This is a genomic window from Flavobacterium sp. EDS (assembly GCF_020991525.1).
In the GTDB taxonomy this organism is placed as follows: domain Bacteria; phylum Bacteroidota; class Bacteroidia; order Flavobacteriales; family Flavobacteriaceae; genus Flavobacterium.
Map to the genome: position 1 here is coordinate 36222 of NZ_JAJMOZ010000017.1, position 22789 is coordinate 59010.

At 33.3% G+C, this 22789-nt stretch carries 16 protein-coding genes; 8 read left to right on the forward strand and 8 right to left on the reverse strand.

Features of this window, described 5'->3' with window-relative positions; translation table 11 throughout:
• Window positions 1–1050: 1050 nt before the first annotated feature.
• The 5 genes from LPB87_RS18270 to LPB87_RS18290 all read left to right on the forward strand — a co-directional run bounded on the left by LPB87_RS18270 (window position 1051) and on the right by LPB87_RS18290 (window position 8604).
• Window positions 1051–1557 carry a hypothetical protein gene (locus LPB87_RS18270; protein ID WP_230728826.1) on the forward strand — a complete coding sequence of 169 codons (507 nt, stop codon included), beginning with the start codon at window positions 1051–1053 and terminating at the stop codon, window positions 1555–1557.
• 417 nt (window positions 1558–1974) lie between these two features.
• Window positions 1975–4053: a hypothetical protein gene (locus LPB87_RS18275; protein ID WP_230728827.1), complete on the forward strand. Its 2079-nt coding sequence runs from the start codon at window positions 1975–1977 to the stop codon at window positions 4051–4053.
• Window positions 4054–4611: 558 nt separating this feature from the next.
• The gene (locus LPB87_RS18280; RefSeq protein WP_230728828.1) at window positions 4612–5118 is read left to right on the forward strand and encodes a hypothetical protein; all 507 of its coding nucleotides are present in this window, start codon (window positions 4612–4614) and stop codon (window positions 5116–5118) included.
• Window positions 5119–5538: 420 nt separating this feature from the next.
• Window positions 5539–6297, forward strand: a complete 759-nt coding sequence (locus LPB87_RS18285; protein WP_230728829.1) for a hypothetical protein — start codon at window positions 5539–5541, stop codon at window positions 6295–6297.
• Window positions 6298–7422: 1125 nt separating this feature from the next.
• Window positions 7423–8604: a hypothetical protein gene (locus LPB87_RS18290; protein ID WP_230728830.1), complete on the forward strand. Its 1182-nt coding sequence runs from the start codon at window positions 7423–7425 to the stop codon at window positions 8602–8604.
• Window positions 8605–8799: 195 nt separating this feature from the next.
• Here the strand turns inward: LPB87_RS18290 and LPB87_RS18295 are convergent, their stop codons facing one another.
• The 3 genes from LPB87_RS18295 to LPB87_RS18305 form a co-directional block, all read right to left on the reverse strand.
• On the reverse strand, window positions 8800–9504 hold the full coding sequence (locus LPB87_RS18295; RefSeq protein ID WP_230728831.1) for a hypothetical protein: 705 nt from the start codon (window positions 9502–9504) through the stop codon (window positions 8800–8802).
• Between the two features lie 97 nt (window positions 9505–9601).
• Entirely contained in the window at window positions 9602–10045 is a 444-nt protein-coding gene (locus tag LPB87_RS18300; protein WP_230728832.1) for a Crp/Fnr family transcriptional regulator, read from the reverse strand.
• 8 nt (window positions 10046–10053) lie between these two features.
• Window positions 10054–10200, reverse strand: a complete 147-nt coding sequence (locus LPB87_RS18305; protein WP_230728833.1) for a hypothetical protein — start codon at window positions 10198–10200, stop codon at window positions 10054–10056.
• A 288-nt stretch (window positions 10201–10488) separates the two neighbouring features.
• On the opposite strand from LPB87_RS18305, the gene LPB87_RS18310 reads away from it, so the two are divergent.
• The 3 genes from LPB87_RS18310 (at window position 10489) to LPB87_RS18320 (ending at window position 13057) form a co-directional block, all read left to right on the forward strand.
• Window positions 10489–10833 (forward strand): hypothetical protein, encoded by a 345-nt coding sequence (locus tag LPB87_RS18310; protein WP_230728834.1) that lies wholly within the window; start codon window positions 10489–10491, stop codon window positions 10831–10833.
• Between the two features lie 82 nt (window positions 10834–10915).
• The gene (locus tag LPB87_RS18315; RefSeq protein ID WP_230728835.1) at window positions 10916–12331 is read left to right on the forward strand and encodes a PLP-dependent aminotransferase family protein; all 1416 of its coding nucleotides are present in this window, start codon (window positions 10916–10918) and stop codon (window positions 12329–12331) included.
• A gap of 135 nt (window positions 12332–12466) precedes the next feature.
• Window positions 12467–13057 (forward strand): HD domain-containing protein, encoded by a 591-nt coding sequence (locus tag LPB87_RS18320; RefSeq protein WP_230728836.1) that lies wholly within the window; start codon window positions 12467–12469, stop codon window positions 13055–13057.
• Window positions 13058–13489: 432 nt separating this feature from the next.
• Here LPB87_RS18320 and LPB87_RS18325 read toward each other — a convergent pair whose 3' ends face one another.
• The 5 genes from LPB87_RS18325 to mgtA all read right to left on the reverse strand — a co-directional run bounded on the left by LPB87_RS18325 (window position 13490) and on the right by mgtA (window position 22758).
• Entirely contained in the window at window positions 13490–14155 is a 666-nt protein-coding gene (locus LPB87_RS18325) for a porin family protein (protein ID WP_230728837.1), read from the reverse strand.
• 15 nt (window positions 14156–14170) lie between these two features.
• Window positions 14171–15463 carry a TolC family protein gene (locus LPB87_RS18330; RefSeq protein ID WP_230728838.1) on the reverse strand — a complete coding sequence of 431 codons (1293 nt, stop codon included), beginning with the start codon at window positions 15461–15463 and terminating at the stop codon, window positions 14171–14173.
• Window positions 15464–15474: 11 nt separating this feature from the next.
• Window positions 15475–18588: a CusA/CzcA family heavy metal efflux RND transporter gene (locus LPB87_RS18335; RefSeq protein ID WP_230728839.1), complete on the reverse strand. Its 3114-nt coding sequence runs from the start codon at window positions 18586–18588 to the stop codon at window positions 15475–15477.
• Window positions 18589–18870: 282 nt separating this feature from the next.
• Complete coding sequence (locus LPB87_RS18340; protein WP_230728840.1) at window positions 18871–20043, reverse strand: efflux RND transporter periplasmic adaptor subunit; 1173 nt, start codon at window positions 20041–20043, stop codon at window positions 18871–18873.
• A gap of 12 nt (window positions 20044–20055) precedes the next feature.
• Window positions 20056–22758, reverse strand: a complete 2703-nt coding sequence (mgtA, locus tag LPB87_RS18345; RefSeq protein ID WP_230728841.1) for a magnesium-translocating P-type ATPase — start codon at window positions 22756–22758, stop codon at window positions 20056–20058.
• Between the last annotated feature and the right edge of the window lie 31 nt (window positions 22759–22789).

A 22789-nucleotide genomic window follows, 5' to 3' on the forward strand; every position in this document is an offset into this window, starting at 1 on the left:
CATAATACTATATATAAGGTACACAAACAGGTTTTTCCTTAGCGATTATTTCTACGCTGAATCGAAAAAATCATCCTGCCGTAAATCCAAGAAATGGAGCTTTAATTTTAGAATCTAAAGAAAAGGCTTTGCCATTGGTAAGATTGCTTCACCAGAAACAGCAATCGCTGTTCCAGTAGAAGGGATGCTTGTTTATGATACGACAAGCAATTGTTTAAAGTTGTATAATGGTATCATTTGGAATTGTATTGAGCAAACATGTGTTGATAATGATTAGAATTAGAATTTGTTGTTGAATGGGAATTATAACTTAATTGGAACGTCTAATTTTAGATAAAGAAAGTGATGCTTTTAGATATTAAATAATTAATTATGTCTATATTAATCTGGGTTTACTTGTAAAATAAAAAAACATATTAAGGCCTCTAGTGCTGGTTTTATGGCTTTAATTTCAGACTTAATAAAAGATGTATATGTAATTTTGCTTTTAATCAAAACTTAACCTGAAACTAATGTTGTGATTAATTAAATTTTAACCTAACACATAGAAACATGGGTTCTATTAACAATTAAAACATACAAAAATGGTAGCGCCATTGGGGATAGTGGTGTGTATGGTAAATAGAATTTATAAATATTGATTGTGATAGAATCTGTTAGATTTTAATTGTCAAGCTTTTGCTTAACAACTAGTAGTATAGATTCTAAATATAATCAAAGGCAGCCAAAAGGAATACATTTCTTTCGCATTGTAGGTAGAACGATGTGTTTGATGAACAAATGGGAAGTCTATTATTAGTAAAAAACCATGTTTTTATGTGTTTAATTATTACATCCAAATGAGAATGGTTTTTATCTAACACATAGAAACATAGATTCTATTTTATAATTAAAGAATGCAAAAAGAAACACGTTTCTTTCACATAGATGAGCTATGCGTTTTGTAAATAAGTGAAACGCCTACTATACAGTTAAAAAAAAGCTATGTTGCTGTGTGTTGAAAATAATTTACGATAGGGTAAATAAGTATATAAATTAAACGTATAAAAAATGAAAAATATAGTATTTATAATCCTGATCCTGGGAGTAGGATTAACAGCAAATGCCCAAATGGCAATTGGTAAACACCAAGTCGAAGGCTCAGGAATAGTAGATTTCAGAGATGAATGGGAGGCTGGAATCGTTTTACCTTGGGTAACCACAATACCTACAGGAAAAGCTTTGTCTCCAGGAGTTTTGATTTATAATGCTATTGAAAAAAAAGTGATGTATTATAATGGTACTGCTTGGGTTGATTTGTCTATACATGCCGGAGCAGTAAATTTAACAGAACAAGATGCAATTCCAGAAGTAGCCGGAGGAACAGTTGTAGGCGCTTTGAGTAGCCCAGTAAAAGGGGTACTTGTATTAGAAACAACTGATAAGGCTCTAATACTGCCTAAAGTAGCTTCGCCACATTTAAATATTATTAAGCCTATGGCAGGAACAATTTGTTATGATAAAAATAAAAAAATGATGTGTGTTTATAATGGCACTGAATGGTCATTTTGGAAATAAATACCAGATCATAAACAATTCTATCGTTAATTAAATTCAGGTATGTGGCTGGGATTTTTTTGACGATAGAATTGTTAAATGCTTTTTTTTGAAACATTCTACACGTTTAAAATTGTACCATTTTTGATTTCATGACTGTTTAGCTACGCAAATCCACTCGGTATTAAAAATAAATAATTTCAAGACCTTGATTTTTAGATTATTATTCTAAAAAAATAAGTGGGTAGATGTGTGTACCCTGATATTTTTTTCTCTGCTTATTTAGCATATACTTTGCATTCACAAAAATTATGAATATTCTTTATAGGATAATGTAGCATAATTTAAATGTTGAATCGATGTAGTTTTTTATTTAATTGACACCCAGTCTTAATTCATTAAATAAAAAAGTATTGCTAATATTAAATTATTTATTTGATGAAATATCTTTCATATAATTACAAAGCAAGATTAATTTTTTTAATGCTGTTTGTAGCATTATTTCCAATAAAGAGCGTGGCGCAAGAAGCACAGAAGTTAAAGCGGGTAAATCCAAGTATTCCTTATACTTTTAGCAGTGAGAGTAGTGTCTATAAATATCTCGATGGTGGAACTATTGTTCCAGGTCTTAGTGCTGATGATGTGGGAAGTAGTAAATTACCCATCGGATTTTCTTTTCAATTTGGATGTGAGACGTATACTGATTTTTATGCTAGCTCTAATGGAACGCTCTCTTTTAATAATCCTTTTATTGGTAGAGCTAATGCTGTCAGTTCATTGACTCCAGCTGATTTAACTTTATTGGCTCCTTTATGGGATGATTTACATGGACGGAGTGGTCTTTTTTCATATAAAACTATAGGTACAGCACCCAATCGGGTATTTACTGCCGAGTGGAAAAACTGGGAGTGGTTTTATAATGCGTCTTCGGCTGTAATTTCCTTTCAGGTTAAGTTGTATGAAGGAACTAATACTATAGAATATGTTTACAAACAGGAACCAACACCCAATACACCTGGATCAGCTTCTATCGGTATGTTTAATGGCAACATTTTAAATGCGGCAGCTAAACAATTATGGCTCAATAATAGTAGCACAAATCCTGTCGCTTCTGTAAATTTTACCGATAATATCAATATACGCCCAGTAACTGGACAGGTATATCGTTTTATTCGTAAAGACAATGATGACAGTTGTAAAATGGACTATTATGGCCAGACAATAATAAACTCAAAGGGTGGAACAAATGCAAATGATGGACTTCGGATCACCTTATCAGGCGCTGCAAATATGCAAATCCGAAGAAATGGCAATGGTCAGATATATGGCTCTGGTAATGAGATCCTGTCTGGTACCTCATTACCATATACTGTTCCAGGAAGTACTCATGGTGTGGTGCTTTCAGTAGGGAACACTTATTTTACAGGAGGGACATTGTCGCCTTCAGGTACAACAAGATTAGAGGTTGTTAGTAGTACACAGCAAAGTTTAATCGAATCTCCTGGGGGACATTTTGTAAACGAAATTAAACTCGCTGCTGTCAAAAATGATTTGACATACCATTTAACAGTAAAATACATTTACGATTTTCCAGAGAATGATTTTTACATAGATTATACTGTAACTATACCAGTTGGGAATACCGAAGAAGTTAAATTAGCTCATGGCTGGGATACTTTTTTGGAAGGTTATGATAGAGGACCAGGGTTTGCATCTGGAACAGCTCCTAATCTGGTTGTTGGAGTAAAAAGAGAACCTTCCTATGAAGCTTTTGAGTACGTGGGAGGTGTGCCTTGGAGTGGTTATTTTTCGGCTTATTATACTTTATTAAATAGTGATTTAGGAACTGAAATGACTTTTAAAAATACTATAAATCCTGATCCTAATAACGATAATGGTATGGGAATTTCAATGAATTTTGGAAAAATCCCAGGAAGTTTTACTAGCAGTAACAAACTGGTTTTTGCTTGTAATGCAGGAAATGTGGCGCCAGCTGTAGCTAATAAAGGAGGGATTTGCCAAGGTATGCTACTGGATTTAAACAGTCTTATTACATCTTCAACACCTCCCGGTACGGTAGTAGTTTGGAAAGATGCAAAAGGAGTAGTCGTTACAGATCCTACAACCGTGACTACAGCAGGAACATATACAGTTTATTATCATTCTGAAAAGTACAACTGTGATTCTCCTGTTGCTACTACTGTTGTTACACATGATACTAGCTGTGGAATTTGTTATAGACCTGGTGTTGTTGCAGGTACACAAACAGGTTCTCCTTTAGCAATTATTTCTACACTGGATCGAAAAAATCATCCTGCAGTGAATCCAAGAAACGGAGCTTTAATTTTAGAATCTAAAGAAAGCGGCTTTGCGATTAGTAAGATTGCTTCACCAGAAACAGCGATTGTTGTTCCAGTAGAAGGGATGTTGGTTTATGACACGACAAAAAATTGTTTAAAGCTATACAACGGTATCATTTGGAATTGTATTGAGCAAACATGTGTTGACAATAATTAATTGAATTCTATTGAGTTGTATTTTGTTATTGTTTTTATCTAACACATAGAAACATAGATTTTCTATATAAATAATTAAAGAATGCAAAAAGAAACACGTTTCTGTCACATAGAAGAGCTATGCGTTTTGTAAATAAGTAAAACGCCTATTATAGAGTTAGAAAAACGATCTCCCTATGTGTTGAAAATAATTTTGTTCAATGAGTTTTGTACATAAGTTTTTGCTTAACATAAGGTAATATAGATTCTATATATAATTAAAAGCAGCCAAAAGGAATGCATTTCTTTCATATTGCAGGTAGAACGATGTGCTTGATAAACAAATGGGAAGTCTATTATTACATCGAAATGAGAATGGTTTTTATCTAACACATAGAAACATAGATTCTATTTTATAATTTAAAGAATGCAAAAAGAAACACGTTTCTTTCACATAGAAGAGCTATGCGTTTTGTAAATAAGTAAAACGTCTATTATACAGTTAAAAAAAACTATGTTTCTATGTGTTGAAAATAATTTACGATAGGGTGAATAAGTATATAAATTAAACGTATAAAAAATGAAAAATATAGTATTTATAATTCTGATGCTAGGATCAGGATTAGCAGCAAATGCCCAAATGGCAATTGGTAAACAACAGGTAGAAGGCTCAGGAATAGTAGATTTTGGTGCTACAGGTATTTCAGGAATCGTTTTGCCGTGGGTAACCACCATACCTACTGGAGATGCTTTAACTCCGGGATTATTGATTTATAATGCGATTCAGAAAAAAGTGATGTATTATAATGGTACTGGTTGGGTTGATTTATCCATACATACTGGAGCAGTAAATTTAACAGAGCAAGATGCAATTCCAGAAGTAGCTGGAGGAACAGTTATAGGCGCTTTGAGTAGCCCAGTAAAAGGGGTACTTGTACTAGAAACAACTGATAAGGCTTTAATACTGCCTAAAACAGGTTCACCACATTTAAATATTGTTAAACCTATGGCAGGGACAATTTGTTATGACACGAATAAAAAAATGATGTGTGTTTATAATGGTACTGAATGGTCATTTTGGAAATAAACAAAGATCTAAATCAATTTTATTATTGTTTATTAAATCTTCAGTAGTGGTGTAGTTTTTTTTTTGTAATAATCTCTGTAAATACCTGTTTTTACAATAGCTTACAAATCTAAAACCGTACTTATTTTGATCTTATTACTGCTTGTCTACGCAAATTCACTCGATATTTTAAATTAATATTTTTAGAGGTACTGTTTTTTAAGACCTCATGATAAAAAAAACTGTTGGGTAGATGTGTGTACCCTTATATTTTATTCTCTACATATTTAGTATATACTTTGCATCCACAAAAATTATGAATATTATTTTAAGATAATGTAGTATAATTTTAATATAGAATCGATGTCATTTTTGTTTAAAAACTGACACAAGTTTTACATTAAGTGAAAAATTAGAACTAGTAATAGAAGCATTTATTTGATGAAATATCTTTTATATAATTATAAAACAAGATTGGTTTTTTTTGCAATTTTTGTAACCCTATTTCATGCAAAGAGCATTGCACAGGAAACGAGGCAAATCAATACGAATACTCCGTATGGGTTTAGCAGTGGGAGCGTTGCCTATACTTATCTTAACGGAGGAACAGTTGTTCCTGCTCTTAGTGCTGATCAGGGAGTGAGTAGTACGCTGCCCATAGGGTTTTCTTTTCAATTTGGAGGTGATTTTTACTCTGATTTTTATGCCAGTTCTAATGGAACGCTCTCGTTTAATAATCCTTTTGTTGACCAATTTAATGATAGCTATATATTGTCATTGAGCCGCTATACTAATTTAACTTTATTGGCTCCTTTATGGGATGATTTGAATGGAGAAGGCGGTACTTTTTCATACAAAACTATAGGTATGGCGCCCAATAGAATCTTTATTGCCGAATGGAAGAACTGGAAATGGTACTATAATGCAACTTCGGCCGTAATCTCTTTTCAGGTTAAGTTGTATGAAGGAAGCAATACAATAGAATATGTTTATAATCAGGAGCCAACACCCAACACAACTAGCGTATCTGCCTCGATTGGTATGTTTAACGGAAACATTCTAAATACAGAAGCTAAACAATTGTGGCTCAATAACAGCAGCAAAAATCCTGTTGCTTCTATAAATTTTACCGATACTATCACTATACGACCTGCCAGTGGACAGGTCTATCGTTTTACTCATAAAGACTTAGCTAAATAAAGGTAGAAATAAAATAACTAAAAAGAATGCTAAAGTAATTATTTGCAGGTCTAAATCTATTTGCTTTTATTGCTGTTTTTTCTCAGACTGGTATCGATACGCCTACACTTGCAGTAATAGCAGATGTCATTGATGGTAACATTGTAATGGAAGAGAATACTATATATAAAAGGGACGTATTTTATTTTAAACATTGAAGTTAGTTATTGAGATGCTTATTGATGTAAGTTATAAGAAGACGTTATTTTTAAAATACAAGAAATGACTATTTTGGAAATAAACACAAAATATAAAGCAATTTTGTTATTGTTTATTGGAAACCTCGGTATATGATTTCGAGGTTTTTTTGTTAAATGTGTGTGCCCATATTTTATGTATATAGCATTAGACAGAAAGTGAGACAAATATTGGAGTTTAGGAATTTTTGGCTGCGGAAGCATTAATGTTAATATCTAAATAAAAAAATGTTTGCTAACATCATCCTAGGATCTTTTATTATCTGATCTTTTAAATGTCTTCGCCAATGATGGTAAGACTGGTTGAAATTGCTATAGTAAAGCAGTTATTTTTTTCTGTTTATAAAAAACACACTTTGCAGTTTTACGCAATATCACTTAGACATAATTTACCTTTTTAAATAAAACAAATACTCTTGACAAAAATCCCTATCAAATATTTTTATCAACTAGATGATTGTGTAAGTTTTTAAAATACTTGAAGATGCTCTATTAGCTGTATAATTTAAAATTAATCAAAAATGAATTATGGCTTATAGTGCATGTTTTATGGCTTTAAGCGGAGGTTTTTAAAAAAGAGTATAGCTATTTTTGCCCTCAAATTAAAACATTAATTATTAATTACAGGATTATAGTGTTATGTAATTATTAAAATAAGATTGAGTGAGCACATCATTTTACTTATGAGAATGATGCTAGTTTTAATTGAGTTGTCTATTATTTGTTATGGGAGACTATGATAGCAACTCTAGTAAAATAAATGCAAATCATTAGTTTATAATTACTCTATATGATTTTTTTAATATATAACTCTGAGGAAGAAATACTAAAAAGTGAATGGAAGTAATTAGTAGTATAAAATTTGTGAAACTTTAAATAATCGAAAACAATGAAAATCACACATTATATCAACACATATGAATCTGTTAAAAATCGAATGTCATTACTCAAAAAAATAGGTCTAACAACTTTAGCCCTTATCGGATTTGTATCAAATGCTCAGACAGGAATTGGGACTCATATGCCAGATTCCTCTGCAAAATTAGATGTAGTCGCTAATGATAAAGGAGTTTTACTTCCTAAAGTTACTTTAAAAGGGGAAACCGATCAGGTTTCTATTGCAGGAGGAAAAGCAGCTACATCGCTTTTGGTTTATAACACAGGATTAAACCCTGATTTTCCTATAAAAGGGTTTATGTTCTGGAATGGTTCAAGATGGCGATTGCTTACAGATGCTACTACAATAAAAGCTAAAATAGAGGGAGGATTAATCAACAAAAGTGCGGTACTTACTCCAAATTCATATACTGCAGGCGTAGATTATAGTGGTGTTTTAGAGGTTCGGTATAATGGAGGAAATGGAGGGTATTATTCCGAAGGAGAATCGTACGAGTACAATGGTCTTCATTTTACATTACAAGCAGGACAGGCTACTGGCACTGGTAAGCTTACCTATATTGTTACAGGCAAACCTAAAGTAACTAGTCCTGTCGGAATAAGTAATGTTCCAATTCGTTTTTTTAATAATACTTTAGGAAACATAGACATTGGAGGATCTATTGTTACAACAGCAGTTCAATATACTTTGCATACAAGTATCAGTAAAATTTCCCAAGGCGCCACAGACATAATTGCAGGGGCTAATAGTGGATATGGAGGAACTCGACTAAGCTGGCGCAAAGATGATAATGTCGAAATACAAAGTATAGAATTGCCAGAAACAGGAGCTTATGTCTTTTCTTTTCGACTATATGGTTCAGCTACAGGATCTGGCGCTGCCCCTTTTTATATTAGCGCATTAAAACAAACAGGAAGTACACCATCAGATAGACCAGCTGATACATTATTAGACATTGCAGAATTAACCCTAATTAAACCAGTAAATCTATACTACAACTATTATACTTATTCTATAAATTTAACAGCATCAGGGCAAGCTGGTGATTTGATTTACTTTAAGATAGCAGGAGCTAATGGTACTGCTTTGAGCTGGGGCCTATCCAATGGTAGCAACGGTCTTAATTATAATACCTTGGCAAACAGAACCTCAATGATTTTTTGGAAATTATAAATTAATTTCTAAAAAATCAAGTAATAGCTTTAGAGGGAGAGAATTAAAGAATGATATATAATTAGTGAAGACTATACTCTAAAACCTTTTCTGTTGCTGCATTACATATATACGTGTTATTATGCTATCATAAGTTACTTTTATTAAACAACAACTTGTATCCTAATAAAAAAATTAAATTAATAACGATACATATTATTTTGTCTTAATTATTTTCAGTTCTTTAAAATAGCCTATTGTACCAACATCTACCCAAAGGCCTACGCCACTGCCATCAAAATTTCCTAACATTTCATTTACAATAAACGAAGGATGTTTTTGTCCGTTTAGGTACAGTATTGCTTTTTTATCTTTGACTTCTATTTTTATAGTAATCCATTCGTTTAAATCAATATCGGCATACGTTTCGTATTGACCTTTGTATTCCTCTTTTCTGAGTTTAGCAAATTTATAGTTTGGGTAAGCATAGTATTGTACAGTATGGTTTCTTTCTAATTGGTTTTCTGATCTGCCTGCTTTAGGTCTTAAATAAATTGACTGGTAGGTACTATTATCTTTATTAATCCTAAAAGCAAGCCCTATAAAACCTTTTGAAAACTTAAAAGGTAAAGGATCTTGTAATTGGCTCAAAACTTTAATTTCAATTATACCATTTTCAAATTCTACATTCTTCAGTTTAAGAAATGTGGGTTCGTCAACAGTTTTTTCCAAATGGTTTATATCGAATGGTATTTTTGTTAGATCACGTTCAATTTTTAGAACTTTTTCACCATTTAAAAAGGTAGTCGAAGCAATTACATTTGAAACTTCAAATTCTTTGCCATCGTAGTGTATGGTTTGTGCATAGCTATATATAATAGATAAAGTGGAAAGTAAAATTGTTACACTAAACTTTTTCATGTCTTTTAGATTTATTACTTAAATTTTGAGAAGGCAAAGTTCAGGTAAGAAGGAGCGTTTACCAATGAACTAGATCAAGAAATAGTATTGATCTAGTTTAAGTATCTGATTTGTTTAAACGGCTACGTAAGCGACTAACAAACTCTGGAGTAATACCTAAAAAGGCAGCAATCTGGTTTTGAGGAAGGCGGTTTGCTAAATGGGAGTATGCTTCTAGAAATGAATTATAGCGGTCTTCTGCTGTAGAACTGATATTTTGAAGCAAGCGTTTTTGTAGTGATACATAGTTATTTTCTATTAATACACGGAAGATACGATTGAATTTTGGAGCCTGAACATAAAGTGTTGTTAAGTCATTATAGCTGATATGTAAAACCAATGTGTTTTCTAAAGCATCAATGTTCATTTCTGAGGGCGTTGCAGAATAGAAACTTCCGATGTTGCTCATCCACAAGTTTTCTGCTGCAAAATGAATAATATGAATACAACCTTTGTTATCTACTTTATACATACGAAGGCATCCGTGTACTACAAAATACATATGGGTACTTATATCTCCACATATTGTTTTTTTCGGTAAAGTCTTAATTGAAATTTTTCTGAAACAAACGCTTTTTCTTTTTGGTTAAGTGGAATGATATTTTCAAAATAAGTAATAAGAGATGCTTTACTAGTTATTTCTTGATCTTCAATCATATTAAAGTTTTTTACAAAAATAATAATTATTTTAGATGGGAATATATACGTTTTTAGTAGTAAAATCAAACTTTAATAGTACTACTTATCCATATAAATTTTATGTAATACTGACATTCTTGTACTAAGAATTACATGTATTATTTTTCGTTTTACTAATTACTCCCAAAATAAATTAAAATTTCTGTGTCCTTAATAAAACACATTTCTGTATCTGTGTCTTTTTAGAGTTGTAATTTACATTTGCCTTGTAGCAAATTGGAAATGATAATAAAAATAAAGCAAGTGATGAATATTACATACAGATCAGTTTACGTATCAGATCTTAAGAAGATTGTAGACTTATATACGCAACAAGACAGTTTTAGGATAAATACATTAACACCAGATTTTGGTCTCCCTCTGGATATTATGATGGCTGACAATGATAAAATACTAGCTTGTTCTTTTATTTTGTTTAATGAATCGGATGAGATTACTTATAGAGTGCTTTCTGATAAAACAGTTGTTTCTGATGAAATGGCCGCCGATTTATTACTTTTTACCCAAAAAGATAAAATGAAGCATCCTGTAAATGAAAGCTTAAAAGATTCAATTTTTAGGTTGACAAACTGGATCAATCATTCCGTTTAATAGATTCTAAAATTTTTAGCGCAATAATTTAGGATACAGATTTGTATTCTGTAATTTTACAGGACACAGAAATTTTTTATAAATGAGAAAGGAAGTTTTATATCATAAAATTGCAAAAATAATCGAGGCACAAATTCTTTCTGGAACATTAAGAATTGGGGATAAACTTCCATCATTGCGATCTGTACAAAAGATTTATGGTATTAGCCTTAATACAGCCAAGCAGACTTTCTTAGAGTTAGAAAGTAAATCTCTTATTGAATCACGAGCGAGATCTGGCTATTATGTGAGTATATCAAGTCAAAGAAAGCTGGCTCTGCCGTCTATTAGTAAACCAGACTTGACTGCAAAAGAAAAAAATCCCGATGAATTAATTAATAAAATATATGAATCTTTAAACAGGAAAGACAGCAGGCAGTTTTCTTTAGGGATTCCTGACGATAGTTTGTTGCCTATTGCTAAATTAAGCAAAGGTGTTATTAAAATTACCCGAGATCTTGGTAATAAGGGCTTGGCAATTGAGCCCGCTCAAGGGAATGAAAATTTAAGAAGAAGTATTGCAAAATGGGCATTAGTATTAGAAGGTAAATTAACGGGTGACGATTTTGTAACGACTCCCGGAACAATGAGTGCCATATTTAATTGTTTAACAGCTGTTACTAAAAGTGGTGATACAATTGCTGTAGAGAGTCCTGTGTATTTTGGAATTTTACAATTAGCAAAGTCAATGGGATTATATGTAATTGAACTTCCTACTGATCCTGTTTTTGGTGTAGATATTGACGCCTTAAAAAAAATCATACACAAGGTAAATGCAGTTTGTCTGGTTAGTAATTTCAATAATCCGATGGGTAGTTTAATGCCTGATGCTACTAAAATAAGGCTGGTAGAAATGCTTACTTTTTATAATGTTCCGCTAATAGAAGATGACTTATTTGGAAATCTTTATTTTGGTGCTTCCAGACCTAAACCATGTAAAATTTATGATGAAGCCGGTATTGTGATGTGGTGTGGCGGAATTTCTAAAACTTTAGCCCCAGGTTATAGAATAGGGTGGGTGGCTCCGGGAAAGTTTAAAAATAAAATTATATCGCAAAAACTATTACAAACGGTATCGATGCCTTCTTTATATCAGGAAGTTATAGCTGATTTTATGGAGTTTGGAGGTTATGATCAGCATTTGAGGAAGCTTAGACAGACTTTACATACCAATTGCCTAAAATATCAGCGAACCATTGAAGATCATTTTCCTGCCAATACAAAAATATCACAACCACAAGGAGGCTTTTTTTTATGGCTGGAGCTAGACGAAAGAATTGATACTGCTGAACTCTATGATCTTGCTATTGAACAAAAATTAAGTTATGCACCCGGAAGAATGTTTACTCAACACGATCAATTTAATAATTGTATGCGGTTAAATTTTGCATTACAATGGGATGACAACTTAGAACATGATTTAAGAAGATTAGGTCAGTTTTTTAAAAAAGCATTGTGAGTGTGAATAGAGTTTAAAAGTTGGATAGTTAAAAGAAATTAAAATAAATAAATTACTTCTTTTTTTATAATTTTAATATGCCGCTTTATATTGAAGTTTTACTGAAAGAATATTTAATTATATAAAAACATAAATATGTTATCTGAGAAATTATTAAAGCAAATTGATTTTATTAAAGAGATTGATAAAATTAAATACATTCAAAGAAAAACGAAACTCTTTAATAGTGATAGAAATGAAAATGATGCTGAACACAGTTGGCATTTAGCTGTAATGGCAATAGTTCTGGCTGAACATTCGGATACTGCCATTGATGTTTTGAAAGTAGTTAAAATGGTGTTGATTCACGACATTGTCGAAATTGATGCTGGTGATACTTTTATTTATGATACTCAAAAAAGTCACTCTAATACTGATGAGGAGCGTTTGGCTGCTAATAGGATTTTTGGTTTACTGCCTCAAGAGCAGGCGGAGGAGTTCATTAAAATTTGGGAAGAATTTGAAGCTGGTGAAACTAATGAAGCAAAATTTGCTAAAGCAATGGACAGGTTGGAACCGTTATTACAAAATACGTCAAACAATGGCGGAACCTGGAGTGAATTTGGTGTGAAGTATGATAAAGTTTATGAGAAAAAAATAGCGATCAAAGAAGGTTCAAGCAGTATCTGGAATTATGCCGAAAAGTTAATTGATGAAAGCGTTGAAAAAGGAATCTTAAAGAAATAAGTGAGATAAAAGTATTTAATGTGTTGATTAAAAGAGTCTAGTGTTGGTTTTAGTTTATGAATAAACTATGTTTCTATGCATTAAAAAGCATACAATTTTAGTTTGTTTTTTATTAAACACATGGAAACATAGATTCGCTATATGATTAAAGAATTTAACAGAGAAATACATTTCTTTCGCATAGTGCTATATGCATTATAAAAAAGTGAAACGCCTGCCTTTAGTTTAAAAAATTAGGTTTCTATGCATTAAAAAGGATACAATCTTAAGTTTGTTTTTTATCAAACACATAGAAACATAGATTCACAATATGATTAAAGAATTCAACAGAGAAATGCATTTCTCTCACATAGCGCTATGTGCATTATAAATAAAGTGAAACGCCTGTCTTTAGTTTTAAAAAAAAACTATGTTTCTATGTGTTAAGAAAACTTACTTTTTGTTGAATTTATATCCTATTGTTACAAAAATGCTTTCATTGTATATTTTCCATTGGTGTTTACTTTCAGAATTTTCTAATATGGGTACTAAACCTCTAATGTATCTTGCACCTATGTTTATACCATTTGGTAGTGCATAATTTAATCCTGCTACAAATCCCGCATCCATTTTCTGGCTATAGTCGCCTGTAGCTTGTCCAGTTCCGTAAATTGTTTTATCGGTGTATGTGCTTCCGTTTTCGTCTTTCCGTTGCACTGAAGCGTTTAATAAGAGCCCTAAATAAGGCCCTACATAAACTTCAAAGCCTTTGTAATATAAAGTAGGGCTTGCAGGAAACAGATCAATGTATTGTCGCTTAAATTTGCTATCGAATGCTGGATTTATTTCATCTTCCATTCTGATTGTTGTAACTCGTCGGCTATAAAAAAGTTCGTGTTTTAAGCCAAAATAATTGGATGGTTTATTATCAAGGGTAACTCCAATTGAATGTCCAACTGCTCTTTTGGTTGATCCATCACTAGATAGATTATCAATATCTTTCCCAGTTAATGATGACCAGTTTGTACCACCACTTATGCCAAATGTGAGGCTTTCTTGTTGTGCGCTAATTTTTAATATAAAAAAGAGCATGATGCAGATTGTATATGTATTTTTCATTTTATCTATATTATTTTAAAAATTAATATCCCAAATACCTACTGATTTTTCTAGTTCAACCAGTGCAGCAGCATAATTGTATAGGGTTTCATAATAATTAAGTTGTGTTTCATTATAGGTTCGTTGTGCATTTAAAACTTCGAGTAAACTAGTTTCTCCACGTTTATAGCTATATACTTTTCCATTAAGAAGCTTTTGTGCATCGGCTAGTAAGCCTGTGTTAAATTGGCGTACTTGTTTTTGAGTTGTGAGGTAGTTAAAGTATGCTTTTCTTACCTCTATTTGTATTTGTAATTCTGTTTGCTTGTATAAAATTGCTGCTTGTTGCATACTAAATTCTGCTGCTTTTAGCTCTCCTTTATTTCGATTAGAAAACTTTAATGGTATTGTAATGCCTGCCGAAATTGAGTTTGATGATGGAGTAGGCGCAACGGCATTACTCACTATCGATGCGCTTTCGACTCCTAAACCTAATCCTAAGTCGATTGCTCTATTTGCTTTGGCTAATTTTAAAAGATCCTGAGATACGTTTTTGTTTTTTAATGCTGCGAGCAAATCAGCACGATTGTTTTCGGCTGCGGTAATTAGCTCATTTAAATCAAACAAACGGTCAAACTTTGCTAAGTCTCCTGATGGCGAATACAAAGTATCTGCTTTCTGACTTCCTACCATAGTTCCTAGTTCTAATAAGGCTGTTTTCCAATCGGCTTCACTTTGGTACACTTCATTGAGCATTGAGTTGGCTTCTAAATTACTCTGGCGCGCATCAATTTCGGCTATATTCCCTAGTTTATACTGAATGCTATCTGCTACTGCTATGTTTTTAAGTATAGTGTAAGAGTTTAATTGTACATTGAATATGTCCTTTTGCTTTAAGCTGGTCAAATAGTTTAAAGTTGCCTCTGCACGCAGGTTACGAAAATAATCTTCTAGTAATGCCTTTGTAAGTTCGTTTGTGCTTTTTGCTACATTTATTCGAGCTTTTCGCTTGCCGCCAAGTTCTAATGTCCAGCTTACTTCTGACGAAAATCCATATCCCATTTGCATTCTTCGTTGACCATTATCACTAGCTCCTATAGCAAGTTCTGGATCTGGAAATACTTTTGCAGCTTCTATATCTGCTTCTGCTATATTTACATTGAATTTCTCAGCTGCATATCCTAAATTGTTTTTATTTACTAAGGATAAAAAATGAGTATAATTCATTTTCACTTGTGTAAATGTGGTGTCTATCTGAGCATTTGATATTGCTGAAATAGACAGCAGTATCAAAAGGATTACCCATTTGGATTTTATATTTTTAATCATAATAGATCATTTTATTGATTATCGATTTTATCTTGTTGTACTTCGTTTTCCTCTCCAAATTTTTTCTCCATCAAATAATAAAGTGATGGTAAAGCAAATAGTGTTAGAATTGTAGAGAATAGCAGCCCATATACTATTACTGTTGCCAGTGGCCGCTGTACATCGCTGCCGATACCTGTTGCTAATGAAGCTGGTAATAAACCCAGTACGGCAACTGTTGCTGTCATTAATACGGGTCTAAAGCGTTGTTTTGCTCCATTTGTTACTGCACCAAGTAAATCCATTCCTCTTTTACGAAGCTGATTGATATGTGAAATCATAATAACTCCATTTTGTATAGCAACTCCAAACAAGGCAATAAAACCGACTGCTGATGATACGTTAAGGGTCATTCCTCGGACATTAAGCGCCAACATTCCTCCAAATAAGGCCAGTGGAACAATACTCATTAGCAATCCTGCCTGACGGAATTTTCCGAATGCACCATATAGAAGTACAAACATTAAGGATAGTGCTAGTGGCACAATAATAGCTAAATGGCTGTATGCGCGTTCTTGATTTTCAAATTGTCCGCCCCATTTTATTTTATATTTTTCGTGGTCGTATTTTACCTTTTCTTCTATTTTAGATTGTGCCTGTGCCAGGAAAGAACCCAAATCGGCACCTCTTAAGTTTAATCTAACAGTAAGATGGCGTTTATTCATTTCTCTTGCAATCGTGCTTTCTCCTGTATTAAGTTTGATATCGCATACTTGTGACAATGGGATTTTAATTCCCTCAGAATTGGTCAGCATTAGATTTCCTATTTTTTCCAGACTATTACGGCTTTCTTCATTGTATCTCGTTATGATATCGTAGACTTTATTTTCCACAAATAGTTGAGATACTGCTTTTCCACCCATTGCTACTTCTATTAATTCAGACACATCATCTACGTTTAGACCATACTGAGCAATTTTTTGACGGTCAGCAATAACTTGTATTTGTGGTAATGGCGGCTCTTGATCTATGGCTAAGTCAACTGCTCCTTTTACATTTTCTAGTGTTTTAATGATGTCTTCGGCTATTCTTCTGGTTTCTTTAAAATCGTTTCCGTAAATTTTTACAACCAATTCGCTATGAGCTCCTGATATTTTATCCATTACACCATCAATCATTGGTTGAGTAAACCCTACGTTATAACCTGGCATACTGGCATATTCTTCTCCGAGTTCTTTAATTAAATCGGCTTTGGTTTTTCCCCATTTCCATTGGCTATAGGGTTTTAAACCTATACTACATTCATAATGTGATGGTGTCCATGCATCCGTTCCATCATCATTACGTCCTGCTTGTACCATCATATAGGTTACTTCATCGTGTTTTAATGTTCGATGACGCAGTGTATCGCTCATTTCTTTTGATTTCTCTAAAGTAATACCCGGTGGTAATGATACTTGCAGCCAGATTGAACCTTCGTCGAGTGGTGGTAAAAAATCTTTTCCTACCATTGCTGTAAGTATAAATGCAAAGCTTAGTACTGCAACTAAAGGAGCAATTACCTTTTTAGGAGCCTTCATTATTTTTAGGATGCTGTTATGATACGAATTGGTTAGTTTATCCAGCCATTTATTATGATACATTTTTTGTGGCTTGCGATAGATAAAATAGGCCAATCCTGGAATAAGCAATAAAGCAACGGATAAAGCTCCTAATAGTGCATAACCTACTGTAAAAGCCATTGGAGTAAATAGTTTTTTCTCTACACGCTCAAAAGCAAATAATGGCAAGTAAGCGATAATGATAATTAATGTTGCAAAAAATATAGGACGTGCTACGCTTTTTGCTCTTTCTGCTACACTTTGTTCTGTTAGTTCAACATCCTCATGATCTTCACGTTTTTTCAGGATGGTTTCCATCATTACAATTGCTCCGTCTACAATAATCCCAAAATCAATTGCTCCCAGCGAAAGTAGATTAGCAGGAATATTGGTAAGCTTCATTAAAATAAAGGCAATTAAAAGCGAAATAGGGATTGTAATAGCTACTAATAAGGCACCTCTCCAGCTTCCTAAAAAAACTATTAATACTATAATTACCAGTGCCATTCCTTCTAGTAAGGTGTGTGATACGGTGGTAAGTGTGGTATCTACTAAATCGGTTCTGTCTAAAAAAGTATGAATCTGAACTCCTTCTGGCAGGTAATTTTTGTTTAAATCATCTACAGCCTCATTTACTCCTTTTAAAACTACTGATGGATTTTCGTTTTTTAGCAAAAGCACTATGCCTTGGATATTATCCGAATAATCTGCTCCTCGTTTGTCTGAATATCCTAATGCACCTTTACGCTCTAGATTGCCATATTTTAATTTTCCAATATCATTTAGATAAATAGGCAATCCGTTTACCGATTTAACTACAATACGTCCGATATCTTCTAGATTTTTTACCAAACCAATGCCACGTACCACATAGGCTTGGTCACCACGATTGATGACACTTCCACCAACATTGGCGTTGTTTTTCTCGATAGTTTCGGTTACTTCACTTAATGATAAACCATATTGTTCTATTTTGCGAGGATCTAATTCAACTTGATATTGTGTTGTAATACCTCCAAAATTGGTTACATCGGCTACTCCAGAAATTTGCTTTATTCTTGGAATAATAGTGTATTCCTGCAATTCACTTAAGGCTCTTAAATCATGATTTTTGCTTTCGATGATATAGCGATATATTTCGCCAGTAGGTGAGGTAAGCGGATCTAAACCAGGAATTGCTCCATACGGTAATTCGACATCGTTTAAGCGTTCCTGAATTCTTGCTCGGGCAAAATAATCATCTACACCGTCATCAAAAACAATTGTTACCATTGATAATCCAAAGGTGCTTTTGCTTCGCATTACGTGCATACCCGGCAAACCATTTATAGCGCGTTCTATCGGAATAGTGATTTGTTGTTCTATCTCTTCGGCTGCCAAACCTGAGACTTGTGTTACTACTTGCGAGGTTACATCGCCAATATCTGGATAGGCTTCTACCGAAAGCTTTGTCCATGAATAATAGCCAAATACTGAAAGAAGTAAAAATAACGTCAGAATTAACCAGCGTTTTGCTATTGTTGTTTGAAATATATTTTGTTTCATTTTTTTTCTTGTTAAGGTTCAAAGATGCTGAGTTTTAAAGGGGCAAAGGTTCAAAGCGAGCTCCAAAGATGATAATGATTTGATAGAAAGTGTTTTATTGTTAATGTCTCGTCTTGTCTGTCATTTCGACGAAGTAGACCCGAGCGATAGCAAACAGACGTAGTAAATCTCATCAAGTTGCTCGACAATGATTATGAAGTTTCTCACGAAGATTTCTCCTTCGTCGAAATGATAATATTGAGAAAAACCTTTGTCTCTTTGCCACTCAGAACCTCTTTGTTTTTACTTCGCTTCAAGTAGATAAAAAGCCCCTTCGCTTATGATTATTTCATTTGCTTTTAGTCCAGATAGTATTGCTATTTTTCCGTTGCTGGAAATTCCCGTTTCTACATAACGTCTAACATATTTTCCTTTTTCTAGTTGAACAAGTACAAAACTGCTGTCGTTATATTGTAAGACTGCTTTGGCAGGAACAAACAGTGTATTTTCGGGAGTGTCTATGAATTTTACAGTTACATACATACCCGGTTTTAGTGTATGGTCTTCATTAGTGCATTCTATCAAGACTTGTACGCTTCGTGTATCCTCATCAACTATTTCATTGACATGGTAAATTTTTCCAGTAATTTTTTTATCAGGATAGGAAGCTAGCTGAATCTCGGCACCATCTAGTTTCTTAATAAAACGAACGTCTTTTTCTTTAACCTGCCCGGCAATCCATACCTTTTTTAAATCGGCTACTATAGCTTTAGGCGAGTCATCTTCTTTGATGTATTGTCCTAATACAACTTCATTTGTTATTACTTCTCCAGCAACAGGAGAGGTGATAATAAGCGGTTGACCAAAAACAAGCTTGTTTACATTTACTCCAAATATTTTTAAGCTTGCAATTGCATTTTGGTATTCTTTTTCATTGATTTCAAAGTTTGTTTCTGCTTCTTCCAGATCTTTTTGAGATCCTACACCATTAGTTTTTAAATCCTGCTGACGTTTTAGAGAAAGTTTAGCGATTTGAAAAGTTGATTTTGCCTGAAAGAAGTTTTTTTGTGCATCAATAAAATCTGGTGAGACCATTTCAAAAAGTGGTGTTCCTACCTGAGTTTTCATTCCTAGTTTTAAATGTACTTTGGTAACTCTTCCAGAAAATGGAGGAGCAATTTCGGCATAAAAGTTAGGAATCGCTTTTACAGTACCTGCTGTTATTAATTCTAATTGAAACGGCTCATTTATAACCGTTTCTAATTTTAATTTCGGACTAATTGTAGATGTCGCAGGAACTACAATGGTATCATTTTGTAAAGTATAATTTTGTTTATCTGTCGTTTCTTCTTTACCACCGCAAGCTGTTAAAGCTGTTGCAGTAATTAGCGTTACTAAAAGGTTTCGGTATTGCTTTTTTTGATTAATGATTCTTGGTGTGTCGAATCTGTAATTGTTTTTAGTATTTAGTTTCATGTTGTTTTAATATTATAACCATTGATTAAATTTTTTAATAAACCATGTCTTAACATATTGTGTTAATAAGCAATAGCAAGTCAGTATTCCAAATAACCAAGGGAAATAGCTTAAAGGGAGCGGTTGCATTTTTAACATCGGTGCTAATGGCGAGAACGGAATAGCGATACCTACAAGCATTATTATTGTTGTTAATGCCAATACTGGTGCTGTAGCCCAACTTTGTATGAATGGAATTTTTTTAGTTCGTATCATATGTATAATTAATGTTTGAGAAAGTAAACCTTCTATAAACCAGCCTGTTTGAAAGAACGATTGTAGCTCTGGACTATTGGCTTTGAAATAGAAGAACATCAAAGCAAATGTTGCAAAGTCAAAAATGGAACTGATTGGACCAATAAAAAGCATAAAACGCTGTATGCTAGAAGCATCCCATTTTTTTGGTTCCTTTAAGAAATCTTCATCCATTTTGTCCCAAGGAATGGTTGTTTGTGATATATCGTATAATAGATTTTGTGTTAATAATTGTACAGGAAGCATTGGTAAGAAGGGTAGGAAGGCACTTGCGCCTAGCATACTAAACATATTTCCGAAGTTACTGCTGGCTGTCATTTTTATATATTTAATGATGTTTCCGAAAGTTCTTCGTCCGTAAATAACTCCTTTACGCAGCACCATTAAATCTTTTTCTAATAGTATTATATCGGCGCTTTCTTTGGCAATATCTACAGCAGTATCTACACTTATGCCTACATCTGCTTCTTTAAGTGCAGCTGCATCATTGATACCATCACCCATAAAACCAACAGTATGTCCTTTTGCTCTTAATGCTTTTACAACTCTTACTTTTTGTAATGGACTTAGTTTCGCAAAAATTGAAACATCATCTATTTTTAGAGATAGTTCTTCTTCTGTCATAGATTCCAGCTCGGTGCCTAATACTATGTTTTTTACAGGAATTCCAACATCATTGCATATTTTTTTAGTGACAATTTCATTATCGCCAGTTACAACTTTTACGGTTACTCCTAATTCCTGAAGCGCTGCTATACTTGGTTGTGCCGATGGTTTTGCTGGATCAAGGAAACCTATAAAGCCTGTTAGTGTAAGTTGTTGTTCATCATCTACAGAATAGGTAAGCGGGTGTTTTCCGTCAAATTCCCGAATAGCTACTAATAAAACTCTTAATCCTTCTTCATTCATTTTTTTTGAGGTCTGCAAAACTTTGTCTCGCATTTTCTCATCCATCAGTATTATTTTGTCATTCTCAAGATGTAATTCTTTATTTTCACCTGGGTCGAAGGTATGTGAACAGAGGTCTAAAATTTCTTCGACTGCTCCTTTACATATTAATAGGTGGTTTCCGTTTCGCATTTTAAGAATAACCGACATGCGTCTGCGTTCAAAATCAAAAGGAATTTCATCTACTTTCATAAAGTGTTCTTCTACTTTTAGATAATCATGTAGTTCAATATGTTCCAGAACGGCTTTGTCGAGTATGTTTTTTAATCCTGTTTGATGAAAACTATTGAGGTAAGCCCATTTTAATACTTCATCATCCTCGTCGCCAAGGGCATTTAAATGTTTTTCTAAAACAATTTTATCTAATGTCAGCGTGCCAGTTTTGTCGGTACAAAGAATATCCATCGCACCAATATTTTGGATAGCGTTTAATCGTTTTACGATTACTTTATGCTTACTCATATTCATTGCACCCTTAGCAAGATTGGCAGTTACAATCATTGGCAGCATTTCGGGAGTTAAACCTACTGCTACAGCTATTGCAAACAAAAGAGCCTGCATCCAGTCTCCTTTTAGAAAGCCATTGATCAAAAAGATGATAGGAACCATAACCAGCATAAAACGAATAAGCAAGTAGCTCACTTTGTTTATGCCTATGTCAAAAGAGGTTTCGGGTCTATTTCCTGTAATAGTTTTGCTAATGCTTCCAAAATAGGTGCGATTTCCAGTAACAACAACTATTGCCTTGGCAGTACCACTAACAACATTGGTTCCCATAAAACAAAGATTGTTGAGCTCTATAGGCTGTTTTGTATCTGCATCACGTATCGGGAGGGCATTTTTTTCTACAGGCAGTGCTTCACCAGTAAGCATGGATTCACTCACAAATAGATCTTTACATTTCATGATGCGGCAGTCTGCTGGTATCATATCTCCTGCTGACAAAAAGAGAATGTCTCCGGGAACTAACTCTGTCATAGCTATTTCTCTTTTGCCAATGAATTTTCTTAAAACGGTAGCGGTAGTTTTTACCATACTTTTCAATTTCTCAGCAGCCTGATTGCTTCTGTATTCTTGAAAAAATCGTAGTAAAGCACTAAAAATAACCATTCCGGCTACCATGATTACAGTCTTATAATCACTTTCACCCGGTTCAGCCATCCAGATATCAACAATAAATGAGATTATAGCAATAACTAGCAGTATAAAAATAAATGGGTTTATAAATGCTTTAATCAACTGACTTAGCCATGAAGGAGCTTTATCGTGCTGTACTTCATTTAAACCAAATTTTTTAAGCCGTTCATCAGAGGTTAGTTTTGTAAGTCCAATTTCAGAGCTTTCTAACATTGCATAAACAAAATTATGATCGTTTCTGGAAGCATTACGCAGTTTAGTCGTAGTACCTTCATTCATTCCATTGCTATTGGTTAAAGAATAAAATGGATGTTTTATTTTTTCTTTTACACTCATTTTTTGTGGTTTTAATTAGTATTGATAAAAA